The following is an 18881-nucleotide window of genomic DNA, read 5'->3' on the forward strand; positions in this document are numbered from 1 at the left end:
TGTGAAACGGTTCAATTCGTGGAAATGATTAAGATAAAGCAATAGAAAAACCATTCGTGAATTCGTGACAATTTCTAAGGAATTTTAAATGCTAAATTTTGAATGTTGAATTGTTTGTGAAACGGTTCAATTCGTGGAAATGATTAAGATAAAGCAATAGAAAAACCATTCGTGAATTCGTGACAATTTCTAGGGAATTTTAAATGCTAAATTTTGAATGTTGAATTGTCTGTGAAACGGTTCAATTTCTGGAAATCATTAAGATAAAGCAATAGAAAAACCTATTCGTGAATTCGTGACGAATTTTTATTAAGATTGAGATTATTCAAAGAAAATCTCGATACAATTTTTCTTCGTTTTACTCCGAAAAACCACTCGATCAGACGTTTGGTAAATTAACTGTAAAGAGTTATGAAAAAAGAAAATCTGCTAGTTTTTGATATTGACGGAACGCTGTTAGATAGCGAAAACGTGCATCAAACAGGTTTTATAAATGCATTACATGCCGTTGGTGTCGAATTCGTAAATACTGATTGGGAGAATTATACACATTTAACCGATAGTTTCATCGCAAAAGAAAACTATGAAACAGACGTAAATCGTGGGTTTTCGAATCAGCTTTTACAAAAGTTTGAAGCTGCTTTTCTAGATGAAATCAAAGATTGTCAAGTCACGGAAATCGCTGGAGCAAATTCGTTTTTACAATACATCATTAAAGAAACCAATTATGCAGTTTGTTTTGCTACAGGTTCAATGTTGTTACCTGCTAAATTAAAACTTGAGCGTGCAGGAATTGAGTACGATCAAGCATTACTAGAAGCTTCTAATAACTATTTTACCCGTGAAGAGATTGTCAATGCTGCTATTGCGAAAGCTAAAACATATTTTAAGGTAACAAATTTCAAGCGCATCATTTCACTAGGTGATGGAATTTGGGATGTAAAAACTGCAAACAACTTAGGAATTGAATTTGTTGGAATTGGTTCTCATAATAAAGAAAAGCTTCAGCAATTGGGCGCTAAACATCATTTTGTAAATTTTACAGTTTTTGATACGTCAATTTTATGACAAAACATTAAATTGAATGTGTAAATAAAATTTCCAAAAACCTGAGATGTCATTGATTTTTTTAATCTAATTCTGCTAATTTCTTTTTAGCGTATTCATTTTTATATTTGGCTGACTTTTTATAGTAATACTTTGCTTTAGATATATCTTTTGGGTAGTCACTTGCCAATCCATCCTCATAGTAACTAGCTAAATTGTATAATAGGTTCCCGAGCGTATAATCATCAAGTATCAAGGCAGTCATATCGTTATTGACTAAACTAATCATAGTCTCCATTTTTAGATTTGAAGCAACTTCCAAACCAAAAAAATCTCTCATAGCCCAAAAACAATTTGTTTTACCATATGGAGCAACACAAGCTCCTTTTGTATAATAAATTGCGGCTTCATTTTTGTCAGTTTCTACACCTGTTCCTTTGTTATATGCAAATGCTAAATTATTTAGTGCTGTATAATCAAAACTATCAGCAGCCTCTTTTAACCATTTTACTTTCTTTTTGTCATTTTTGTCTATAAATGTATAATATCTCGCTAATCGTCTTTGTGCGACAGCACTATTATTTTCAGCTTCTTCAATAAGTCTTTGAAGCCCAAAATCATTCACCCAATTAGCTAATTTGTCTTTAGCAATGACTTCTCTTTTTAATTCACCGTCATCATTATAATATTTTTGATATTCTTTTAAGTTTTGTTGTACTTTTTTCAAAATCATTTTCCACTCCGCAGTTCCGTGAAGCTTAGATAAGTCTGTATCGTTTTTAAGATGTTCAACCATATTCAAGCCTTTATCTGCAGAAATATTCAAATTTTTTAATGATTTTGTAGTATTCCCTGCTAATGACCATAGACAGGCTGCATTATAGTAATCCCTAAAATTACCTTCTTTTAGTTTAAAGGCTTTCTCATATTCTGATGCTGCTTCGGTATATTTACCTTTCTGATATAAGCGCGTTGCATTATTGATTCTTTGTTCATAAGTTTGAGTATCTAGGCTTTCATCCTTATCTTCAACTACCTCAATAATTAGTGGTTTAGGAGGTGGAGGAGTTTCTTGTGCATTTGTGTATGTAGTAGAACCTATCAATAAGGTAATTAGTATTAATTTTAATAGTTTCATTTTTTCTTATTTTTAAAAATTCATTTTGAGTTCCGCTATAATAAAATATAACGGTCTCACTATGATTTTGTTACGTCGAAAATACGCGGGTATTTTCGATATAAACCTAAGCTTTGTAAATATAACAGGATTTTTCGAAAATGAAAATACACCGTAGTGAATTATAGCCATTATACCTGTTAGATAAATCTAATTTAAGTATAATCTATCAAGAAAAGTTATTCAACAATTCTCAGTTAAATGATTGCATTTACAAAGCCAAATTTTAAGGTTCTTCTATGAGAGCTTTCCATCCAAATAATCATCTAAGTTATCCAGTGAATTATCCCAGAATTGTTCGTAGAATTTCATCCATTTATTAATTTCTTTTAAAGGTGTTGCATTCGCATTGCAAAAACGTTCGCGACCTTTACGTTCAATATCTACCAAGCCAGCTTCTTCCAGTGTTTTAATATGTTTGGTTACACCTTGCCGTGTAATTTCAAACTGATTGCTAATTTGTGAAATAGATAATGTTGAACTTGCAATCACCAAGGCATGAAAAATATCACGCCTTGTCGGATCTGCAATAGCTTTAAATATTCGTGTGATTTTATCCTGCATGGACATTTTCTTTTAAATATGATACTAATTTATTGGTGCAATTGTCCCAACCGCCATTAAAGCTATCAAACATAGTCACAGCAGTTTCGCCTTCGTATTTTGATATTCCTGAATGTTCTAAGTATAACTTTGTGCCTCCAGGAATAGTTTCTAATACCCAACTTACCGTAGTTTCCGTGTTTGTACCTTCTACAATCCAAGTATACACTAACGTATACGGATCTGCACTTTTTATTTCTCCGGTGATAGGAACACATCCATCTTCATCAGAAGTGAAGGTATAATGATATCCTTTTTCGGCTTTAAAATCAGCTTGAATAAACCAAGTTGAGAGTTCTTTTCCGTTTGAAATTGCATTCCATACAGTTTCAATAGAATGCTTAAAAATTTTTTCTTTGGTGATCATGTCTTTCATAAGAGTAAAGTTTTTATAATTGCGCAACTGTTCGGTTGCTAATTTACGAATTCTTTTTTAAAAAGCAACTTTTTGGTTGCATATTGTAATTTTAACAGTTTTTAGACGTAGAAATTCACTATTTTTATACTCTATTTTATGATATACTGATCTGAAATTGAAAAAAATAAGCGATTCACTCACTCAAAGAAGAAGTTTACTCAATGTAACTTTGAAGTAGTTACTTTGGTAAATATATTTGATAGTGTAAATAGTATAGAATTTAAAATGCGTTAGCATATTGGATGAATTTTTTAAGAAATGACTCTTGATGTATGCTATTTGAAAGGAATTAATCTAAAAAAAGAAACAGATGAAAAAACAAGTAACATTTACACAAAAAATGTGGTACGTTACCATTTTGATGGTTGCTGTATTTGCGTTCAATCCAATGTATGGACAGTCTACAAGTGCTGAGCAAAAAGGAAGAATCATAAAAGGAACAGTAAGCAATCCGCAAGAACCTTTAGAAGGAGCAAACATCATATTAAAAGGCGCAAATGAAGGAACGGTAACGAACAAAAAAGGCGAGTTTACGTTTCCTGTAGCCTTAAAAACAGGCGATATATTAATGATTACCTATTTAGGTTATGAATCGATCGAAGTAAGAATAAAAGCAGATACATCTTTTATAAAAGCTGTTTTATCTGATGAAGTGATAGAGTTTATGGGCGCTGTAAATTCGAACAAACGTTACAAGTCCAAACGTAAAAACTAACTCAAAAACAGTAACTATAGTTCTGTGAGAATACTTTTAATACACATATTTCTATTCATCTTTGTATTTCAGTCAAATGCTCAGATTTCTGATTTTCAGCATATTTCATTTGAAAAAGCCGACGAAATTGCACTGAAATACAAAGATGAAACATTACATAATTTACCAGATTTAGTCTATAAACTGACATCAGAATTAGAGACTGATGCCGAACGTTTTAGAGCGATCTTTAAGTGGGTTTGCAGTAGTGTTGGTAATGATTATAAACTATATAATCGAAATAAGCGCAAACGTCAACGTTTTAAAAATGACAGTGTTCGGTTGGATCAATGGAACACAAAATTCCAAAAAATTGTCTTTAGAAGACTTTTAAAAGACCGTACAACGATCTGTACAGGATATGCGTATTTGGTGAAAGAATTGGCAAATTTGGCTGATATTGATTGTGAAATGGTACATGGATACGCTAGAACCAGCACCATGAATATTAAAACTTTAGATACGCCAAATCATTCTTGGAATGCCGTAAAACTTAATGGGAAATGGTATTTATGCGATCCTACCTGGGCAAGCGGAATTCCAAATCCGGAAACCTATCATTTTCAATTTGACTTCAATAGCGGATTTTTTCTATCAGATCCAAAAATCTTTGCGGTAAATCATCATCCATTAGATAAAAAATGGTTTCTATTAGAAGGAGAGAAGCCTTCTTTTCAAGCATTTTTAGATGCGCCAATTATTTATGGAAAAGCATATACATATTTTAGCGATCACAGTTATCCGCAAAAATTACACAATGAAATTCAGAAGAATACAAACTTCAACTTCAAGCTAGAGCTTCACAAAGAAATAGAAAAAGATGATGTCAATTTAATCATTGAAAGTAGTTTTAGGGAGCGAAAAATATATCCAAAACAGATTTCTATCCAAAATCAATCATTATCCATTGATTACAAGTTTGAATTTGCAGGCTTTTACGATGTACACTTATACATTAAAGATGACCTAATTTCTACATATACAGTTGAGGTAACTCGCTAAAAAGTAAGTATATAATCTTTTAACTGCTTAAATTACAGGAATTCAATTCAATAATAAGAAAAATCAATTGGCGTATAATCAAAACAAATACTTGTGATGTAAGTTTTGGAAAAATATTTGACTAATATTGCATAATACACAAAAAATAAAGTAGAATTTTAAAAAATATATAGTTATGGCATTAGAAATCACAGATGCAAATTTTGAAGAAATAGTAATGAACAGCGATAAGCCGGTATTGGTTGACTTTTGGGCAGCTTGGTGTGGACCATGTAAGATGTTAGGTCCTGTAGTAGAGCAAATCGCTGGTGAATATGAAGGAAAAGCTGTCGTTGGAAAATTAGACGTAGATGCTAACCAAAAGTACGCAGCACAATTTGGAGTTCGTAACATTCCAACGGTATTAGTTTTCCAAAATGGAGAATTAGTTGGTCGTCAAGTAGGTGTAGCACCAAAAAAAGCATATACAGAAGTTATCGACAAGTTATTAGCTTAGACATACATTTTGAAATAGAATATAAAAGGTTTGACAATACTGTCAAGCCTTTTTTTATGGAATTTAGTTTTAAGATATAAAAAACAAACGTCATTTAGTTTCTGTGCGAAAGCGCAATTTGACAAACGTTAAAAAAAGTTATCATAAAGTTAGCGGTGTTCCGAATACTAATATTTAATTGTACATTTATATCTCAAATTAAACAAAAGCTCTTTTGAATTTACAACAAGAACTCAATAAAACTTCAGGATTTAAAAATCTGGAATTGCTGGCAAAGCAAGTAGTAGAAGGATTTATCTCAGGAATGCATAAAAGTCCATTTCATGGTTTTTCTGCGGAATTTGCAGAACATAAAATCTACAATTCTGGAGAAAGTACCAAGCATATTGATTGGAAACTGTTTGCAAAAACAGACAAATTATATACAAAAAAGTACGAAGAAGAAACCAATTTGCGTTGTCATATCATTCTTGACAATTCTTCTTCCATGCATTATCCGGAAGTTACTGCGCCATCATTAGACAATTTAAATAAGATTGGATTTTCGGTTTTGGCAACAGCTTCTTTAATGAATATTCTCAAAAAACAACGCGATGCTATTGGTTTGAGTGTGTATTCAGATAATTATGATTTTTATGCGCCAGAAAAAGGAAGCGAACGTCATCATCAGTTATTATTAAATGCGCTCGATACAACCGTTACTACAAAGCGTGTAAACAAAAAAACAGACACATACACATATTTGCATCAAATCGCGGAGAAAATACACCGTAGAAGCCTTATTTTCCTTTTTACAGATATGTTTCAAGATGGAGTTGCTGACGAAAAATTATTTGAAGCATTGCAACATTTAAAATACAACAAACATGAAGTCATTTTATTTCATGTCTTTGATTCTGAAAAAGAATTAAACTTCGATTTTGATAACAAACCCAAACGTTTTATTGATGTTGAATCTGGTGAGCATATCGATATTTATGCAGATACGGTACAGGAAAACTATCAAAAAGCAGTTTCTGATTATTTTCTTCAATTAAAAATGAAATGTGCACAATACAAAATCAAATATGTGGAAGCAGATATTAACGAAAAATTTGAAAAAATTTTACTCACGTATTTGGTTGAAAGACAAAAGTTTGCGTAATCATTGAAAAAAAACTTTCAATTTTTATTCAAATATGTTTGTATAAATAGAATTGTAGTGTATATTTGCATCCGCAATCAAGCAACGGTTTGGTAGTTCAGCTGGTTAGAATACATGCCTGTCACGCATGGGGTCGCGGGTTCGAATCCCGTCCAGACCGCTAAAATTGCAAAAAGCTTCTCCCTCGAAGAGAAGCTTTTTTTGGCAAAATGATTTAGTTGTGTTGTTTAAGGTAAATCCTTGATTTACCTTGGTTTAGTAGTTAAACCAATGAAAAGCTTTCCTTTTTTCTTTACTGAAAATTGGGATGCTTTTTTATTTTAATGAAACTTGTTTTTCAGAATTCTCGTGAATGAATACGCATTTTAGCATAAAATCATAAAGAATATACTTCATCTATCTTTTCAATTTCAATAAATCCTAGAATTCGACGTTAAATAGTTGATGCGACTAAAAATTACACTACTATTATTTCTCTTTATATATACGTTTTCAGCGAAAGCGCAAACAAACATATATCCAGAAAAACTTTTCGATTACGGAGACTACTATTATTGGAAAGCAAAAAATATAAAAGGAAATATAAAGAAAGTAACAGTAAGAAATTATACGTACGCGTTTCACAAACCAGATTCTTCCTATGTTGAATATGCCACATCAAATGATGAAAAAGATGTGTTTGTAGATATGAATCAAGTTTTTGAGTTTGATGCGAAAAAGAATTTGATTAAAACCTATGAGTTAAAAAATGATAACGTCTTATTTCTCGAAAAAGAAAATGTGTATAATAGAAAAGGAAAACTAGCGCATCAAACCATACACAATGAAGTCAAAAAGAAATTTAATGGAAAAGATTCCACATACGTCCATCAAATAAGAGAATTAAGAACTTATAATTTATATGGGAAATTAGAAGAAGTTTGGCAAAAATCATCCTATCAAAATGCTTATTTTCTCAAAGAAAGATATTTCTATACAGATGCGAACGTACTCTCAAAATACGAATCGCTGAATGCCAATATTCGAACGGAACATTATGTAATCTGCAAAGGAAGTTTGGTGGATACAGACTATATTAAACTGTATAAGTACGATGCAAAAAATAGACTGATAGAAGAAAAAATACATGCATACGAATATGATTTGGATGAAACGAATGTCAAAGCCATTGATCACAGAGACTTTTCGGCATATACACTTTCTCAAATAATCACCTACAAATACAATGATCAAGATCTTATTATAAAAGAAACAAGAGAACATTTTGGGAGCTATTTAGAAAAAACGTCCAATACTATCACACGGATGTATGATCAAAAAAATAGACTGATCTCAGAAATGACAACCTACCATAACTTAGACCACGGAAATGGGTATGAGTATGAATATTATGAAAAAGAAGGTGAATTGTATAAAATAAAAACCATTCATGTAGATCGTGAAAAAGATAATAAGCTTATAAAGAAGCTTCAAAGAACTGTTGAAAAACAAGCTGATGGTTTTAAAGAATGTTATTTTAAAAATGATACTATAGTAAACACCGCTTTTTATACACCATACGGAGATCAACGTAAACATCAGGATTTTGAATATAACGAAGAGACTTCGTATCAATATATCTACGATAAACACGGCAATTGGACTTCACGAATTTTATTTCAAAACGGTATTAAAAAAGAAAAGACTACACGCACATTAGCATACTTCTCAGAGTAACTTCTTCTAAAAAGAACATAAATTTATAACTAAAAAATTAGTTTGAACTAAATATTTAGTTATATTTGTGTTATAGAACTAAAAGTTTAGTTAAAAAATAAGAAGTTTATTTATGAAGCAATTGACCAAAGCAGAAGAGGAAATCATGCAAATTCTGTGGAAACTAGAAAAAGCAAATGTAAAAGCCATTATTGAAAATTTTAAAGGCACAAAACCTGCCTACAATACGGTTTCTACCATTGTGCGAATTCTGGAAAACAAAGGATTTGTAGGCTATGAAAAAGTGGGAAAAGGACACGTGTATTTTCCGCTTTTAGCACAATCTGAATACAGCAATCAGTCAATTTCAAAATTGGTAAACGGATATTTTCAAGGATCTTTTAAAAGTATGGTGTCATTTTTTATGCAGAAGAATGATATCAGTACGGAGGAATTAGAAGAAATACGCAAAGAAATCGAAAAAAGTAATCCGAAGTCATGATTGTATATTTTATTCAAGTTGTTGCTTTTCAGCTGTTGTTTTTATTGAGTTATGATTTATTTCTCAAAAAAGAAACCTTTTTCAATTGGAATAGAGTCTATCTTATATTTTCGTCTTTAATTTCATTTCTACTACCTTTTATTAAGATTGAAAGCTTTCAGAATGTAGTGCCACAAGAATATATTGTATTATTACCAGAAATAGTATTGACACCGCAAAAAGCAGTTGCTACGATTGAACCTACTTGGAATTGGTTTTTAATCATCGGAATTGCCATTAGTAGTTTACTATTTATCTATAAAATTGTACAATTAGTAAAACTCCGTTTCAAAGGACGCTTTGTAAAACGTGAAAACTACACCATCATTATCATACCCAAAAGCACTACAGCATTTTCTATTTTTAGATATGTGTTTATTGGTGAAGAAATTCATGAAGAAAAATTGGAAGATGTGCTCTCGCACGAATTGGTGCACATTCGTGAAAAGCATTCGCTAGACTTGCTATATTTTGAGCTGCTGCGCATTCTGTGTTGGTTCAATCCGCTCGTATACATCTATCAAAAACGAATATCAGAATTACACGAATACATTGCAGATGCAATTGTAGTTCAAGACAAAGATAAATCCGATTATTATGAAAAATTGTTAGCCGAAGTCTTTCAGACGCAACAGTTTTCGTTTACCAATCAATTTTTTAAACATTCATTAATCAAAAAACGAATCATTATGTTGACAAAAGAAAAATCCCGTCAAATTTTAAAACTAAAATACTTGGTATTAGTACCTGTGTTAATTGTATCACTCTTATATACTTCTTGTGAAGATACAACGATAGCAGATTCTGAAGAAGCCAAGTCTAAAACTGAAATTGTAGATGCAGAAGCTAAAAAAGTGAAGTTGCAAGAAGTTATATATGAGTTAAGCAAACTTACGGTGAATCTGAATACGAGTCCAATTTTATCAAAAACAGATTATGACAAGCAAACAGAGTTGCTCAGAGAAATGGCACAGCTTTTAGGTTCTGAAGATGATGAAATAATAACAAAGCTTGCACAAATACGATCGTATGAAGATTATGTAATTGCGAGAAAAGAAAGCATCGCAAAAGGCTCAAACTATAGTGAGCTTGAACAAGAAGCTATTTCATTTCAGGTACTAGATAAAGCTCCTGTTTTTCCAGGTTGTGAAGATAAAGGAACACTTGAGGAATTGAAAAAATGTTTCACACTAAATATTCAAAAACATATTGTTGAAAACTTTGATGCTAAACGTGCAGAGAATACAGGTTTAGAAGGTCGTCAAAGAATAATTGCAAAATTTCTGATCGATAAAAATGGGGAAGTAGTTGATGTCATGGTCAGAGCTCCACATCCAGATTTACAATCTGCGGCAGAAGAAGCAATCAATACCTTACCAAAGTTAACACCAGGAATGCAAGATGGAAAACCTGTAAGTGTAAAATATGTATTACCAATTGTATTTAAAGTTGCTGAATAAGTTGGTGTAAAAAGTAGTATCCGGTTGGATCTTTTTAAAAGTATAGTGTCATTTTTTATGAAGAAAATGATATTAGTACGGAGGAATTAGAAGAAATACGTAAAAAAATCAAAAAAATAACTAGAAATCATGATGGTATATTTTATTCAAGTCGTTGCTTTTCAACTATTGTTTTTATTGAGTTATGATTTATTTCTCAAAAAAGAAACCTTTTTCAATTGGAATAGAATCTATCTTATATTTTCATCATTAATTTCATTTCTGCTGCCTTTTATTAAAATTGAAAGCTTTCAGAATGTGGTGCCACAAGAATACATAGTATTGTTGCCAGAAATTATGCTCACGCCAGAAAAAGCAGTTGCTACGATTGAACCTACTTGGAATTGGTTTTTAATCATCGGAATTACAGTTAGTAGCTTACTATTTATCTATAAAATTGTACAATTAGTAAAACTCCGTTTCAAAGGACGATTTGTAAAGCAGGAAAACTATACTGTGGTTATCATACCCAAAAGCACCATCGCATTTTCTATTTTTAGGTATGTATTTATTGGTGAAGATATTCATGAAGAAAAACTCGAAGATATCCTTTCTCACGAATTGGTGCACATTCGCGAAAAACATTCGCTAGACTTGCTGTATTTTGAGCTGCTGCGCATTTTGTGTTGGTTCAATCCGCTTGTATACATCTATCAAAAACGAATCTCTGAAGTACATGAATACATTGCAGATGCAGTTGTAGTTCAGGGCAAAAATAAATCCGATTATTATGAAAAATTGTTAGCAGAAGTTTTTCAGACGCAACAGTTTTCGTTTACCAATCAATTTTTTAAACACTCACTAATTAAAAAACGAATCATTATGTTAACAAAAGAAAAATCCCGCCAAATTTTAAAACTCAAATACTTGGTCTTAGTACCTGTATTAATTATGTCATTATTGTATACTTCTTGTGAAGATACCTTACTTGTAGATAATGTTGATAAAGTGGAAAAACTTGATAAAAAAGCATTGCGAACTAAAATTAAAAGCGCAATAGATGCTATGAGTGATTTTTATGAAAGTTATACAGGAGAAGAAAGTAAAGCCAAAGAAGAATTTGAGCAAAGAAATAAAGTTGAATATAATCTCATATTACTACTATCAAAATATAATGTTGACTTAGATGAAATCCACGATCTATATGATCAAAGATATCACGATAATTTTAAAAGATATATGAAGATAGCTTCTAAAGTGGTGCATGAAGATGCGAATAAAAATAAAATTTACGCTATGGGAGATGTAGACAAGCTTCCTATATATCCAGGATGTGAAACGTTGGGAAGTCAGGAAGAAATAAAAAAATGTCTCACAGAAAACATACAAAAACATGTGCTGAAAAACTTTAATATGAAAATAGCTGAAGGTTCAGGATTGAAAGGAAAACAAAAAATTTCTGCACGATTTATCATAGAAAAAGATGGAAAAGTAACAGTGGCAGAAGCAAAAGCGCCAAATGCTGATTTGTCAAAGGAAACAAAACGTGTCATGGAATCATTACCAACGTTTATTCCAGCTAAAAAAGAAGGCAAACCAGTAAGAATTAATTATTTGCTGCCGATTACTTTTCAAATACAAGGATAATTATACATGAAAAACATACTAAGTCTCTGCATTTTTATAGCAATCATAACTAAAGTCGAAGCGCAATCTTCGACTTTAGCTGTTGCAGATAGTTTATACACATTCGGAAACTACTCGAAAGCAATAAAAGCCTATCAGCAACAAGAAACGAGCGCTTATACAAACACACAAATTGCCAAAGCATACAAAGCCTTAGGAAATAGTAAAAAAGCCATAGAAAGCTATGAAAAAGTCTTAAAAATTGATGCGGAGAACGCATTGGTATTGTATGATTATGGAAGATTGTTATTTACGGCAGGAAAACTAGAGAAATCATTAGTAATTTTTGAAAAGCTAAAAGCAAAAGATACGCTCAATCCTAATTTTCATTATCAAATTGGCTTGGCCAAAGAAGCTTTACGGCAAGAAACGTATATACAATCTTATCAAACCGCTTTTGAGTTAGATGCACAACATCAAAAAAGTATTTACAAACTCATCAAAAACTATATAGAAACCAAAGAATTTAAAAAAGCAGATCGAATTATTACGGTAGGTTTAACGAATAATGAAGACGATGTAAAAGTTATTGGCTTTAAAGCACAATTACACTATGCGAATCAAGAATACAGAAAAGCATTGCTATGGTTTGAAAAATTAATCGACCAGAACAAAGCGACGCGATATGTATATGAAAAAGCAGCATTTGCCGCGTATCGTGTAGGACGAATTTTAAAATCAATTGCATATTACGAAGAAGCATTAAAACGTGATCGCGGAAACTATTTCTACCATTCGCAATTGGCAAAATTGTATTATCAAGATGGAGTTCCGGATAAAGCGGAACATCATGCATCTCAGGCTATTGTTGGAAAAATGACCGATCCTTCTGGTGATTATTATATTTTGGGAATGGTGCATTTTGATCGAAAAGAACACAAAAAAGCCATGAAATTATTCAATATGGCTTTAGAGGAAAATCCAGACTATGAATTGGCACAACTTCGATTGGCGCAGGTAGCAGATAATTACTATTCTGATTCCAAAGCAAAGCTGAAAATGTATGAGCGTTTCCTAGAAAAATTTCCAAAAGCCAAGATTGAAATGAAGAAAATTGTCAATACGCGAATTCGTGAGTTAAAAGAAGAAATTCACTTAAAATCAGAATAAAAGAATCAAAAACTACGGCAAAATGTCGAAAAGTTGTATTTTTCATGATATTTGTATTGATGAAACACCTTTGGACATATTGCCTTATTTTTTTTATATGCGTATCCTGTGACTTTTTTAAAAAGCCTGTCGTTACAGAAGAAGAATTGGTTGCGCAAGAAAAAGAAAGTATCAATTTGAATACTGTTGACGTATTTCCATCTTTTTCAAATTGTGATTCTTTAGAAAAAGAACAACAAAAAACATGTTTCTTTCAAACCCTAACAGATCAAATTTACGAGCAACTAGCACAAAACAATATACAGGTTACCAAAACGATTAGAGATACCATTCAAGTAGCCATATATATTGATACTTTGGGAATCATCAAAGTTTCTGATATTCAGAAAAAACCCTACACTGATAAATACATTCCAAGCTTAGACAGTTTGATTGAAGTGAGTGCGCAAAATCTTCCAAAAGCGTCACCTGCTTATAAAAGAGGTATTCCTGTAAAAACAAAATTTCTCTTGCCTATCATTTTGCATGTAGAAGAACCGTTGAAAGAAAATTAAAATCGGATCGCTAGTTTTTTTAGCAAACGCAAAACTTCCACATATAACCAAATAATGGTGACCAATAATCCCCAAGTTGCAAACCATTCGTAGTGTTTTTTGGCGCGACCTATATACCGATCCATAAAATCAAAATCGAGCAATAAACTTAACGAAGCAAAAATGGCAACTACAACATTAAAGGCAATAGCAATCCAAGAACTATCCCAAAGGAATGAAAAGTGAATTCCGAAAAAATTCAAGATAAATGAGGTAATATAAACGAGGAAAATAACGGAAATAACGGTAATAACCACACTTCTAAACTTTTTAGTCACTTTAATAATTCGTGTCATATACAAGAGTAGCATGACAAAAAAAGTAAGCAATGTGATAATAACAGCTTGAAAAGGTAAATACGGAAACCGTTGGTGAATATACGCGCTAAATCCACCAATAAAAAAACCTTTGGCAACGGCGTAAATAAGTGTGAGTGGCATTGTCCATTCGCGTCTAACAGAAATGACAATACTGCATACAAGCGCTACAATAATTCCGCCAGTAGTATACCATTGAATGGTAACACCTTCAAAAAATAACTTCCAAGTATAAGCAGCACTTGCCGTAACTAATAGCAAACAAAAAATAGATTTTAGAATGACACCGCTAAGCGTCATTTTTTTTGCTTTCTTTGTGTTAGAATGTTTCCAAAAATAATTAGAAAACGCTGGATTTGAGGTATTTAATCCGAATAAGCTCATGCATAAGGTTTTGTTAAAAATAATAAAAATATACACTTTGCAATGGTAGTTATATAAAATAGTTGTAAATTTACACAATGTACTAGGTAAAAATAATAAAATATGGAAGCTTTAACTCTAACGAGCTATATCGATAACCGAAACGACTCGCCACAAAATAAACTGAAAATTATTCACGCTACAAGAAGTGGTGTCACACGTTCACAATTAAAAAAGTTTAGCATGCGCATTGCGTTACCGCTTACTAAAATATCGGAAATAGTTCCGGCTTCCTATTCTACCTTATCCAAAAAAAACAGCTACGACAAAGAAGTTAGTGAACGCTTGTTTGAAATAGCCGAAGTATACTCAAAAGGCTTTGAAGTTTTTGGTGATGAAAAAAAATTCACAAGATGGCTTAACAAAAAAAGCAAAGTTTTAGGCGGGCAAACTCCTTTTTCCCTTCTAGATACAAGTTACGGTGTAAAATTAGTTATTGACGAAATAAGACGTATTGATTACGGAATTTTTGCTTGATGATAGTTTACAGAATTGACAGAGCCAAACGAAAGAACAACTTGCTTTCGGGAATTGGCGCGGAAAAAATTGGCGGGCGTTGGAATGAAATAGGAACACGCGCCGTATATACTTCACAACACATTTCACTAGCGTACTTGGAAGTGGTGATGCACTTAGACATTACAGAAGACTTGCCAAGCGATCGTATTTTAGTTCATATCAATATTCCTGATGAAGTTTCTGTGTACGAGCTTCAGAAGCTTCCTAAAAGCTGGAATACTTTTCCTTATAACAGCAAAACACAAGAAATATTCACGCGTTTCGTAGAAGAGAATAAGCATGCAGTATTAAAAGTGCCTTCTGCCATCGTAAAAGATGAATTCAATTACATTTTAAATCCAATGCATATTGACTTTCATAAAATTAGTGTAGTTAAAATTCAAAAATTTAGCTTTGATTCTCGTTTATATCACGAAAAATAAATGAGTTAACGATTGTATGGAAATTCATTAATCCAACGGAAATCTCTATTAATCAATTTAAATTTCTTTAAATCATATTGCTTTGCTTTAATGAGCAATGTATCATTCAAATGTGTTCCATTTAGGGTAAGAATACTATCTTTTAGCGTGTATTTAAAATTATAAACATCGGTAGAATCTCTACGGTTTGTTGCTTCGATAGTTTTGGCAACCGTATCAAGTTTCATAGCTAACCAAGTGCCGCGATCGTTCATATAATAAACTGAGAAAAAGTTTTCACGTTGAAACACAATTCTTCTCCATAAAGTATCATCTGTAATTAACATTGGAATGGTGTCTTTATTTTTTTCAAAAAGCTGAATATCGTAAATTCCATACATAGGAGGTTTTGGCGTATTGGGGCCGTACATCGCATTGGCTTCAAGGGAATCGCCTAAAGTTGTATGCAAGAAATGACCAAGAATGACAACTTTTAATACCACGGCTGCAATATTAAGTTTCGGTTCTTTAAAATATTTTGGAAAGCTTCTGGCTGTTGTCGTCGCTTTTGTGAAAAATACTGCAAACAAGCGTTTTCTGTCTTGCATAAAAATAAAAGCAGCAAAAAATAACAAATGGAACGAATAGGTTTTTATAGGAATATCATAGCACATATTCATCATAAATACATTCAGCATCACGCCAAAAGCAACCAATCCACCTAGAGTTCGTGTACGTCTAAATAGTAACAAGACACCTGCAATTAATTCCGCAAATCCAGAAAAAATAGTATACGCTTTAGAAGCGCCCATAAAGGTCCAGGCAATTCCCATAGGCGAAGAACTTCCGTAGGGTTGTATCAATCGTCCTAAAGAAGGAGAAGGAAACTGAAGTGGAATTATTTTATAAAATCCATATACAAACATTGAAAACAATACATAGTATGCTACGTATACGACAAACAAACGCAAGAGTTCGGTGTAATTTTTACGATTACGGTCAATAATACTCCAAATAATTGTACCCAAAACAGCAATAAATACACAAGAAAATAAATGTACATAATCATACGTAGTATCGCCACTTCCTGTTATGGGGCGTTCGCTAGGTAATTCAAGATCAAAAAACACATCGCCCATAAACGGGATTAAATTTCCCCACACATTATCCGATAAAAAAGAGACAACACTTTCTTGTAAATATTTAAAAGCATCTAAAGGAAACGGAAATACATATAACAATACATAGATAAAGAAAAAACGAAATCCTATTTTCTGGAAAATATTCCATGAAGTCTTGGCAAGCATATGGTGGTGTATTGGTTATATACTTAAAGTTAGAAAAAAATAGTGCTACAAACATGGTATTTGAAAAAATTAATACAATTTTATCATTTTCTAAATGTTCTGTTTTTCCATGTGTATGTAGAGAATAGTGATCGTATAAAAATATAAACAGTGAGATACGGATATAAAATTCCGCTTATAAAAATATAGAATGGCTGTACTTTTTGTTGGGTAAAATGTAATGTTTGAAGCAATAAAAGACTATCAATACTGATCTTTGAAATGAAAATAATAGCTAAAAATTTCCATGAGATAGCTGTTAGTAAAAATACAGGAAGTGTACAAAAAAGCAGGTTCATCAACACTACTATAATTCCGATCAATTTTCCTGTGAACAAGTTATAATTTGCGCTTTTAGAAGCCCAGCGGATGCGTTGTGAAACAAATGTTGACCAAGTGCGCACTGCAAACGTTTGTACCAAAGCATCTTTCGATTTGAGATACAGGACTTGTGTTGGCCATTTTTGAATGAATTTTTCCAATAAAAATACATCATCGCCACTAGCAATGGTGTCATTTCCTGAAAATCCACGCACTTTTAAAAAAGCTTCTTTCTCGTATGCTAAATTGGCGCCATTGCACATAAAAGGAATTTGTAAACCAAAACTTCCCATTGTTGTTCCCTGTAAGCTTAAAAAATCGAGTAATTGAAATATGCTGAAAAATGTAGTTTCTTTTGTATACGTTACTGGTGCAGCAATCATTTTTGGTTGTGCTAGCACAATTTTCTGATTGAAAAGCTGTAACCAATTTGTTGGTAGGATGCAATCGGCGTCAGTAGTTATGATCCAATCGCTTTGAATTGTTGAAATAGCTGCAGTGATGGCATCTTTTTTGGGCGAATTGGAAACGCGCGTATTTTGTAAAATGTGTATGTTGCGAGTTGGATGTTTTTTGCTGAAATTTTCTATGATTTTACAAGAAGTATCTTCGGAAGCATCATTGACAAACCAAAAAGAGACCTTAGATTCTGGATAGCGTAATGCCGCAATAGATGCTAACAATTTGGGAAGATTCTCTGCTTCATCTCGAAAAGGAATAATAACTGAAAACTCGGTGATTGCTTCTGTTTCTATAGGTTTTGTGATTGGCAACTTCCAAAAACCATATACCAAGCTTAGAATCAGCAACGCATAGCTTATACAAATGCAATAAATAAGTATCAGCATCATGAAGCAATTGATTTTTCTGTGGTTCTTACAGGCGAAAAATTCAACACAAAATAACTTCCCACAATACTCGGCAAGACAAAATTGAGAATCCACATCAAAGAAACTACGGAAAGAATATTCAATTCCGGAATGTTGAGATAGCCAAAAAGCCATACGGCAACACTTCCTTTGACAACCACATCAAAAATAAATAACATCGGAATTAAAGACGTAATTAAATACATAGCAGTAATGGTACTCATGGCAATTAGATAGGATGTGTTCAATCCGAAAAATAATAACAATACATAAAATTGATGTGAAAAAATAGCATAACGCAACACAGAAAGGCTGCTGTTTTTCCAGTGAATTTCCCCAGAAACATTCCGAATAAAACCACGAACACGTTCCCATGAAAAACCTTTGATGCGAAACCGTTTCTGTTTGCTTCCAACCAGAAAAAGTCCACCTAAAACCAATACAAAAGCAGAAATACGCAGTATTCGATACCAAGGCAATTCAATACCAAATTCAATGGTGAAAATGGTGAAACCGATCAATCCGAAAAATAAGGTGGCTACCAATTGTGCTAGGTTTCCGAGAAAATTCAATCCTACGACACGTTTTCGTTCAAACTTCGGGAAATACAAGGCTTTTGCGCCATATTCGCCCACACGATTTGGTGTAAATAACGACGCTGTCAATCCGCCTAAACTATGTGCAGTGCTTTCCCAAAGTGAAATGGGTTTTATAGAACTCACGAGTGTTTTCCATTTGATAATTTCCAAAAACCAATTCAAAAAACTAGCAACTAAAAGTCCTAAAATAATGGCAGGTTGTAAGAGTTTGGAAGTCTGTAGTTGGGTGAAAAAAGTATCAAAATCCAACTGTGTATTATTTGCCAATTTATCAAAAATAAAATAGGCAGCACCAATAAGTATCGCTACTTTTATAGCTAACGCAAAGAATTGCTTAGTTTTGTGTGATACAGAAGTGAACATTTTACAAAGTAAAGCATT

General features: G+C 32.4%; 20 protein-coding genes and 1 tRNA gene. 14 read left to right on the forward strand and 7 right to left on the reverse strand.

Features of this window, described 5'->3' with window-relative positions; all coding sequences use genetic code 11:
• Nucleotides 1-411: 411 nt before the first annotated feature.
• Nucleotides 412-1068 (forward strand): HAD family hydrolase, encoded by a 657-nt coding sequence (locus Q0845_RS12065; RefSeq protein WP_298513350.1) that lies wholly within the window; start codon nucleotides 412-414, stop codon nucleotides 1066-1068.
• A gap of 61 nt (nucleotides 1069-1129) precedes the next feature.
• Here Q0845_RS12065 and Q0845_RS12070 read toward each other — a convergent pair whose 3' ends face one another.
• The 3 genes from Q0845_RS12070 to Q0845_RS12080 all read right to left on the reverse strand — a co-directional run bounded on the left by Q0845_RS12070 (nucleotide 1130) and on the right by Q0845_RS12080 (nucleotide 3203).
• Nucleotides 1130-2185: a hypothetical protein gene (locus Q0845_RS12070; RefSeq protein ID WP_298513352.1), complete on the reverse strand. Its 1056-nt coding sequence runs from the start codon at nucleotides 2183-2185 to the stop codon at nucleotides 1130-1132.
• Nucleotides 2186-2461: 276 nt separating this feature from the next.
• Nucleotides 2462-2788, reverse strand: a complete 327-nt coding sequence (locus tag Q0845_RS12075; RefSeq protein WP_298513354.1) for a helix-turn-helix transcriptional regulator — start codon at nucleotides 2786-2788, stop codon at nucleotides 2462-2464.
• Nucleotides 2778-3203 (reverse strand): SRPBCC domain-containing protein, encoded by a 426-nt coding sequence (locus Q0845_RS12080; protein ID WP_298513355.1) that lies wholly within the window; start codon nucleotides 3201-3203, stop codon nucleotides 2778-2780. The genes Q0845_RS12075 and Q0845_RS12080 overlap by 11 nt, the downstream gene beginning before the upstream one ends.
• Nucleotides 3204-3555: 352 nt before the next feature.
• On the opposite strand from Q0845_RS12080, the gene Q0845_RS12085 reads away from it, so the two are divergent.
• From Q0845_RS12085 to Q0845_RS12135, 11 genes are all read left to right on the forward strand, one after another.
• Entirely contained in the window at nucleotides 3556-3960 is a 405-nt protein-coding gene (locus tag Q0845_RS12085; RefSeq protein ID WP_298513357.1) for a carboxypeptidase-like regulatory domain-containing protein, read from the forward strand.
• A gap of 24 nt (nucleotides 3961-3984) precedes the next feature.
• Entirely contained in the window at nucleotides 3985-5001 is a 1017-nt protein-coding gene (locus Q0845_RS12090; RefSeq protein WP_298513359.1) for a transglutaminase domain-containing protein, read from the forward strand.
• A 175-nt stretch (nucleotides 5002-5176) separates the two neighbouring features.
• Nucleotides 5177-5497, forward strand: coding sequence for a thioredoxin (trxA, locus tag Q0845_RS12095; protein ID WP_298513361.1), 321 nt, complete (start codon nucleotides 5177-5179; stop codon nucleotides 5495-5497).
• A 214-nt stretch (nucleotides 5498-5711) separates the two neighbouring features.
• On the forward strand, nucleotides 5712-6641 hold the full coding sequence (locus tag Q0845_RS12100; protein WP_298513363.1) for a DUF58 domain-containing protein: 930 nt from the start codon (nucleotides 5712-5714) through the stop codon (nucleotides 6639-6641).
• Nucleotides 6642-6727: 86 nt separating this feature from the next.
• Nucleotides 6728-6801 (forward strand) — tRNA-Asp (locus Q0845_RS12105).
• A gap of 284 nt (nucleotides 6802-7085) precedes the next feature.
• Nucleotides 7086-8357 (forward strand): hypothetical protein, encoded by a 1272-nt coding sequence (locus tag Q0845_RS12110; RefSeq protein ID WP_298513365.1) that lies wholly within the window; start codon nucleotides 7086-7088, stop codon nucleotides 8355-8357.
• 112 nt (nucleotides 8358-8469) lie between these two features.
• Nucleotides 8470-8838: a BlaI/MecI/CopY family transcriptional regulator gene (locus Q0845_RS12115; protein WP_298513368.1), complete on the forward strand. Its 369-nt coding sequence runs from the start codon at nucleotides 8470-8472 to the stop codon at nucleotides 8836-8838.
• Nucleotides 8835-10337: a M56 family metallopeptidase gene (locus Q0845_RS12120; RefSeq protein ID WP_298513371.1), complete on the forward strand. Its 1503-nt coding sequence runs from the start codon at nucleotides 8835-8837 to the stop codon at nucleotides 10335-10337. The genes Q0845_RS12115 and Q0845_RS12120 overlap by 4 nt, the downstream gene beginning before the upstream one ends.
• Before the next feature lie 129 nt (nucleotides 10338-10466).
• Nucleotides 10467-11963, forward strand: coding sequence for a M56 family metallopeptidase (locus Q0845_RS12125; protein ID WP_298513374.1), 1497 nt, complete (start codon nucleotides 10467-10469; stop codon nucleotides 11961-11963).
• 6 nt (nucleotides 11964-11969) lie between these two features.
• Entirely contained in the window at nucleotides 11970-13112 is a 1143-nt protein-coding gene (locus Q0845_RS12130) for a tetratricopeptide repeat protein (RefSeq protein WP_298513378.1), read from the forward strand.
• Nucleotides 13113-13171: 59 nt separating this feature from the next.
• Nucleotides 13172-13666, forward strand: coding sequence for a hypothetical protein (locus Q0845_RS12135; protein ID WP_298513381.1), 495 nt, complete (start codon nucleotides 13172-13174; stop codon nucleotides 13664-13666).
• Here Q0845_RS12135 and Q0845_RS12140 read toward each other — a convergent pair.
• The gene (locus tag Q0845_RS12140) at nucleotides 13663-14406 is read right to left on the reverse strand and encodes a Bax inhibitor-1/YccA family protein (RefSeq protein ID WP_298513382.1); all 744 of its coding nucleotides are present in this window, start codon (nucleotides 14404-14406) and stop codon (nucleotides 13663-13665) included. The two genes, Q0845_RS12135 and Q0845_RS12140, sit on opposite strands and share 4 nt — an antisense overlap.
• Nucleotides 14407-14508: 102 nt before the next feature.
• Between Q0845_RS12140 and Q0845_RS12145 the strand changes: the two genes are divergently transcribed.
• Both Q0845_RS12145 and Q0845_RS12150 read left to right on the forward strand, forming a co-directional pair.
• Complete coding sequence (locus Q0845_RS12145; RefSeq protein WP_298513387.1) at nucleotides 14509-14922, forward strand: antitoxin Xre/MbcA/ParS toxin-binding domain-containing protein; 414 nt, start codon at nucleotides 14509-14511, stop codon at nucleotides 14920-14922.
• Nucleotides 14922-15386 (forward strand): RES domain-containing protein, encoded by a 465-nt coding sequence (locus tag Q0845_RS12150; protein WP_298513389.1) that lies wholly within the window; start codon nucleotides 14922-14924, stop codon nucleotides 15384-15386. Before Q0845_RS12145 ends, Q0845_RS12150 begins: the two co-directional genes overlap by 1 nt.
• Nucleotides 15387-15391: 5 nt before the next feature.
• On the opposite strand, the gene Q0845_RS12155 is transcribed toward Q0845_RS12150, so the two are convergent.
• From Q0845_RS12155 to Q0845_RS12165, 3 genes are all read right to left on the reverse strand, one after another.
• Nucleotides 15392-16672 carry a hypothetical protein gene (locus Q0845_RS12155; RefSeq protein ID WP_298513391.1) on the reverse strand — a complete coding sequence of 427 codons (1281 nt, stop codon included), beginning with the start codon at nucleotides 16670-16672 and terminating at the stop codon, nucleotides 15392-15394.
• 83 nt (nucleotides 16673-16755) lie between these two features.
• Entirely contained in the window at nucleotides 16756-17883 is a 1128-nt protein-coding gene (locus Q0845_RS12160) for a glycosyltransferase (protein WP_298513394.1), read from the reverse strand.
• The gene (locus Q0845_RS12165; protein WP_298513397.1) at nucleotides 17880-18863 is read right to left on the reverse strand and encodes a lysylphosphatidylglycerol synthase domain-containing protein; all 984 of its coding nucleotides are present in this window, start codon (nucleotides 18861-18863) and stop codon (nucleotides 17880-17882) included. The genes Q0845_RS12160 and Q0845_RS12165 overlap by 4 nt, the downstream gene beginning before the upstream one ends.
• Nucleotides 18864-18881 lie beyond the last annotated feature (18 nt).

The organism is uncultured Kordia sp., from assembly GCF_947489565.1.
Classification (GTDB): Bacteria; Bacteroidota; Bacteroidia; order Flavobacteriales; family Flavobacteriaceae; genus Kordia.

Bases quoted from the DNA above. Each gene is read 5' to 3' on its own strand.
- Q0845_RS12135 (WP_298513381.1), top strand. From the start codon at position 13,172: ATGAAACACCTTTGGACATATTGCCTTATTTTTTTTATATGCGTATCC.
- Q0845_RS12160 (WP_298513394.1), bottom strand. From the start codon at position 17,883: ATGATGCTGATACTTATTTATTGCATTTGTATAAGCTATGCGTTGCTG.
- Q0845_RS12075 (WP_298513354.1), bottom strand. From the start codon at position 2,788: ATGCAGGATAAAATCACACGAATATTTAAAGCTATTGCAGATCCGACA.
- Q0845_RS12080 (WP_298513355.1), bottom strand. From the start codon at position 3,203: ATGAAAGACATGATCACCAAAGAAAAAATTTTTAAGCATTCTATTGAA.
- Q0845_RS12165 (WP_298513397.1), bottom strand. From the start codon at position 18,863: ATGTTCACTTCTGTATCACACAAAACTAAGCAATTCTTTGCGTTAGCT.
- Q0845_RS12145 (WP_298513387.1), top strand. From the start codon at position 14,509: ATGGAAGCTTTAACTCTAACGAGCTATATCGATAACCGAAACGACTCG.
- Q0845_RS12070 (WP_298513352.1), bottom strand. From the start codon at position 2,185: ATGAAACTATTAAAATTAATACTAATTACCTTATTGATAGGTTCTACT.
- Q0845_RS12150 (WP_298513389.1), top strand. From the start codon at position 14,922: ATGATAGTTTACAGAATTGACAGAGCCAAACGAAAGAACAACTTGCTT.
- Q0845_RS12125 (WP_298513374.1), top strand. From the start codon at position 10,467: ATGATGGTATATTTTATTCAAGTCGTTGCTTTTCAACTATTGTTTTTA.
- trxA (WP_298513361.1), top strand. From the start codon at position 5,177: ATGGCATTAGAAATCACAGATGCAAATTTTGAAGAAATAGTAATGAAC.
- Q0845_RS12140 (WP_298513382.1), bottom strand. From the start codon at position 14,406: ATGAGCTTATTCGGATTAAATACCTCAAATCCAGCGTTTTCTAATTAT.
- Q0845_RS12065 (WP_298513350.1), top strand. From the start codon at position 412: ATGAAAAAAGAAAATCTGCTAGTTTTTGATATTGACGGAACGCTGTTA.
- Q0845_RS12155 (WP_298513391.1), bottom strand. From the start codon at position 16,672: ATGCTTGCCAAGACTTCATGGAATATTTTCCAGAAAATAGGATTTCGT.
- Q0845_RS12085 (WP_298513357.1), top strand. From the start codon at position 3,556: ATGAAAAAACAAGTAACATTTACACAAAAAATGTGGTACGTTACCATT.
- Q0845_RS12110 (WP_298513365.1), top strand. From the start codon at position 7,086: ATGCGACTAAAAATTACACTACTATTATTTCTCTTTATATATACGTTT.
- Q0845_RS12115 (WP_298513368.1), top strand. From the start codon at position 8,470: ATGAAGCAATTGACCAAAGCAGAAGAGGAAATCATGCAAATTCTGTGG.
- Q0845_RS12130 (WP_298513378.1), top strand. From the start codon at position 11,970: ATGAAAAACATACTAAGTCTCTGCATTTTTATAGCAATCATAACTAAA.
- Q0845_RS12120 (WP_298513371.1), top strand. From the start codon at position 8,835: ATGATTGTATATTTTATTCAAGTTGTTGCTTTTCAGCTGTTGTTTTTA.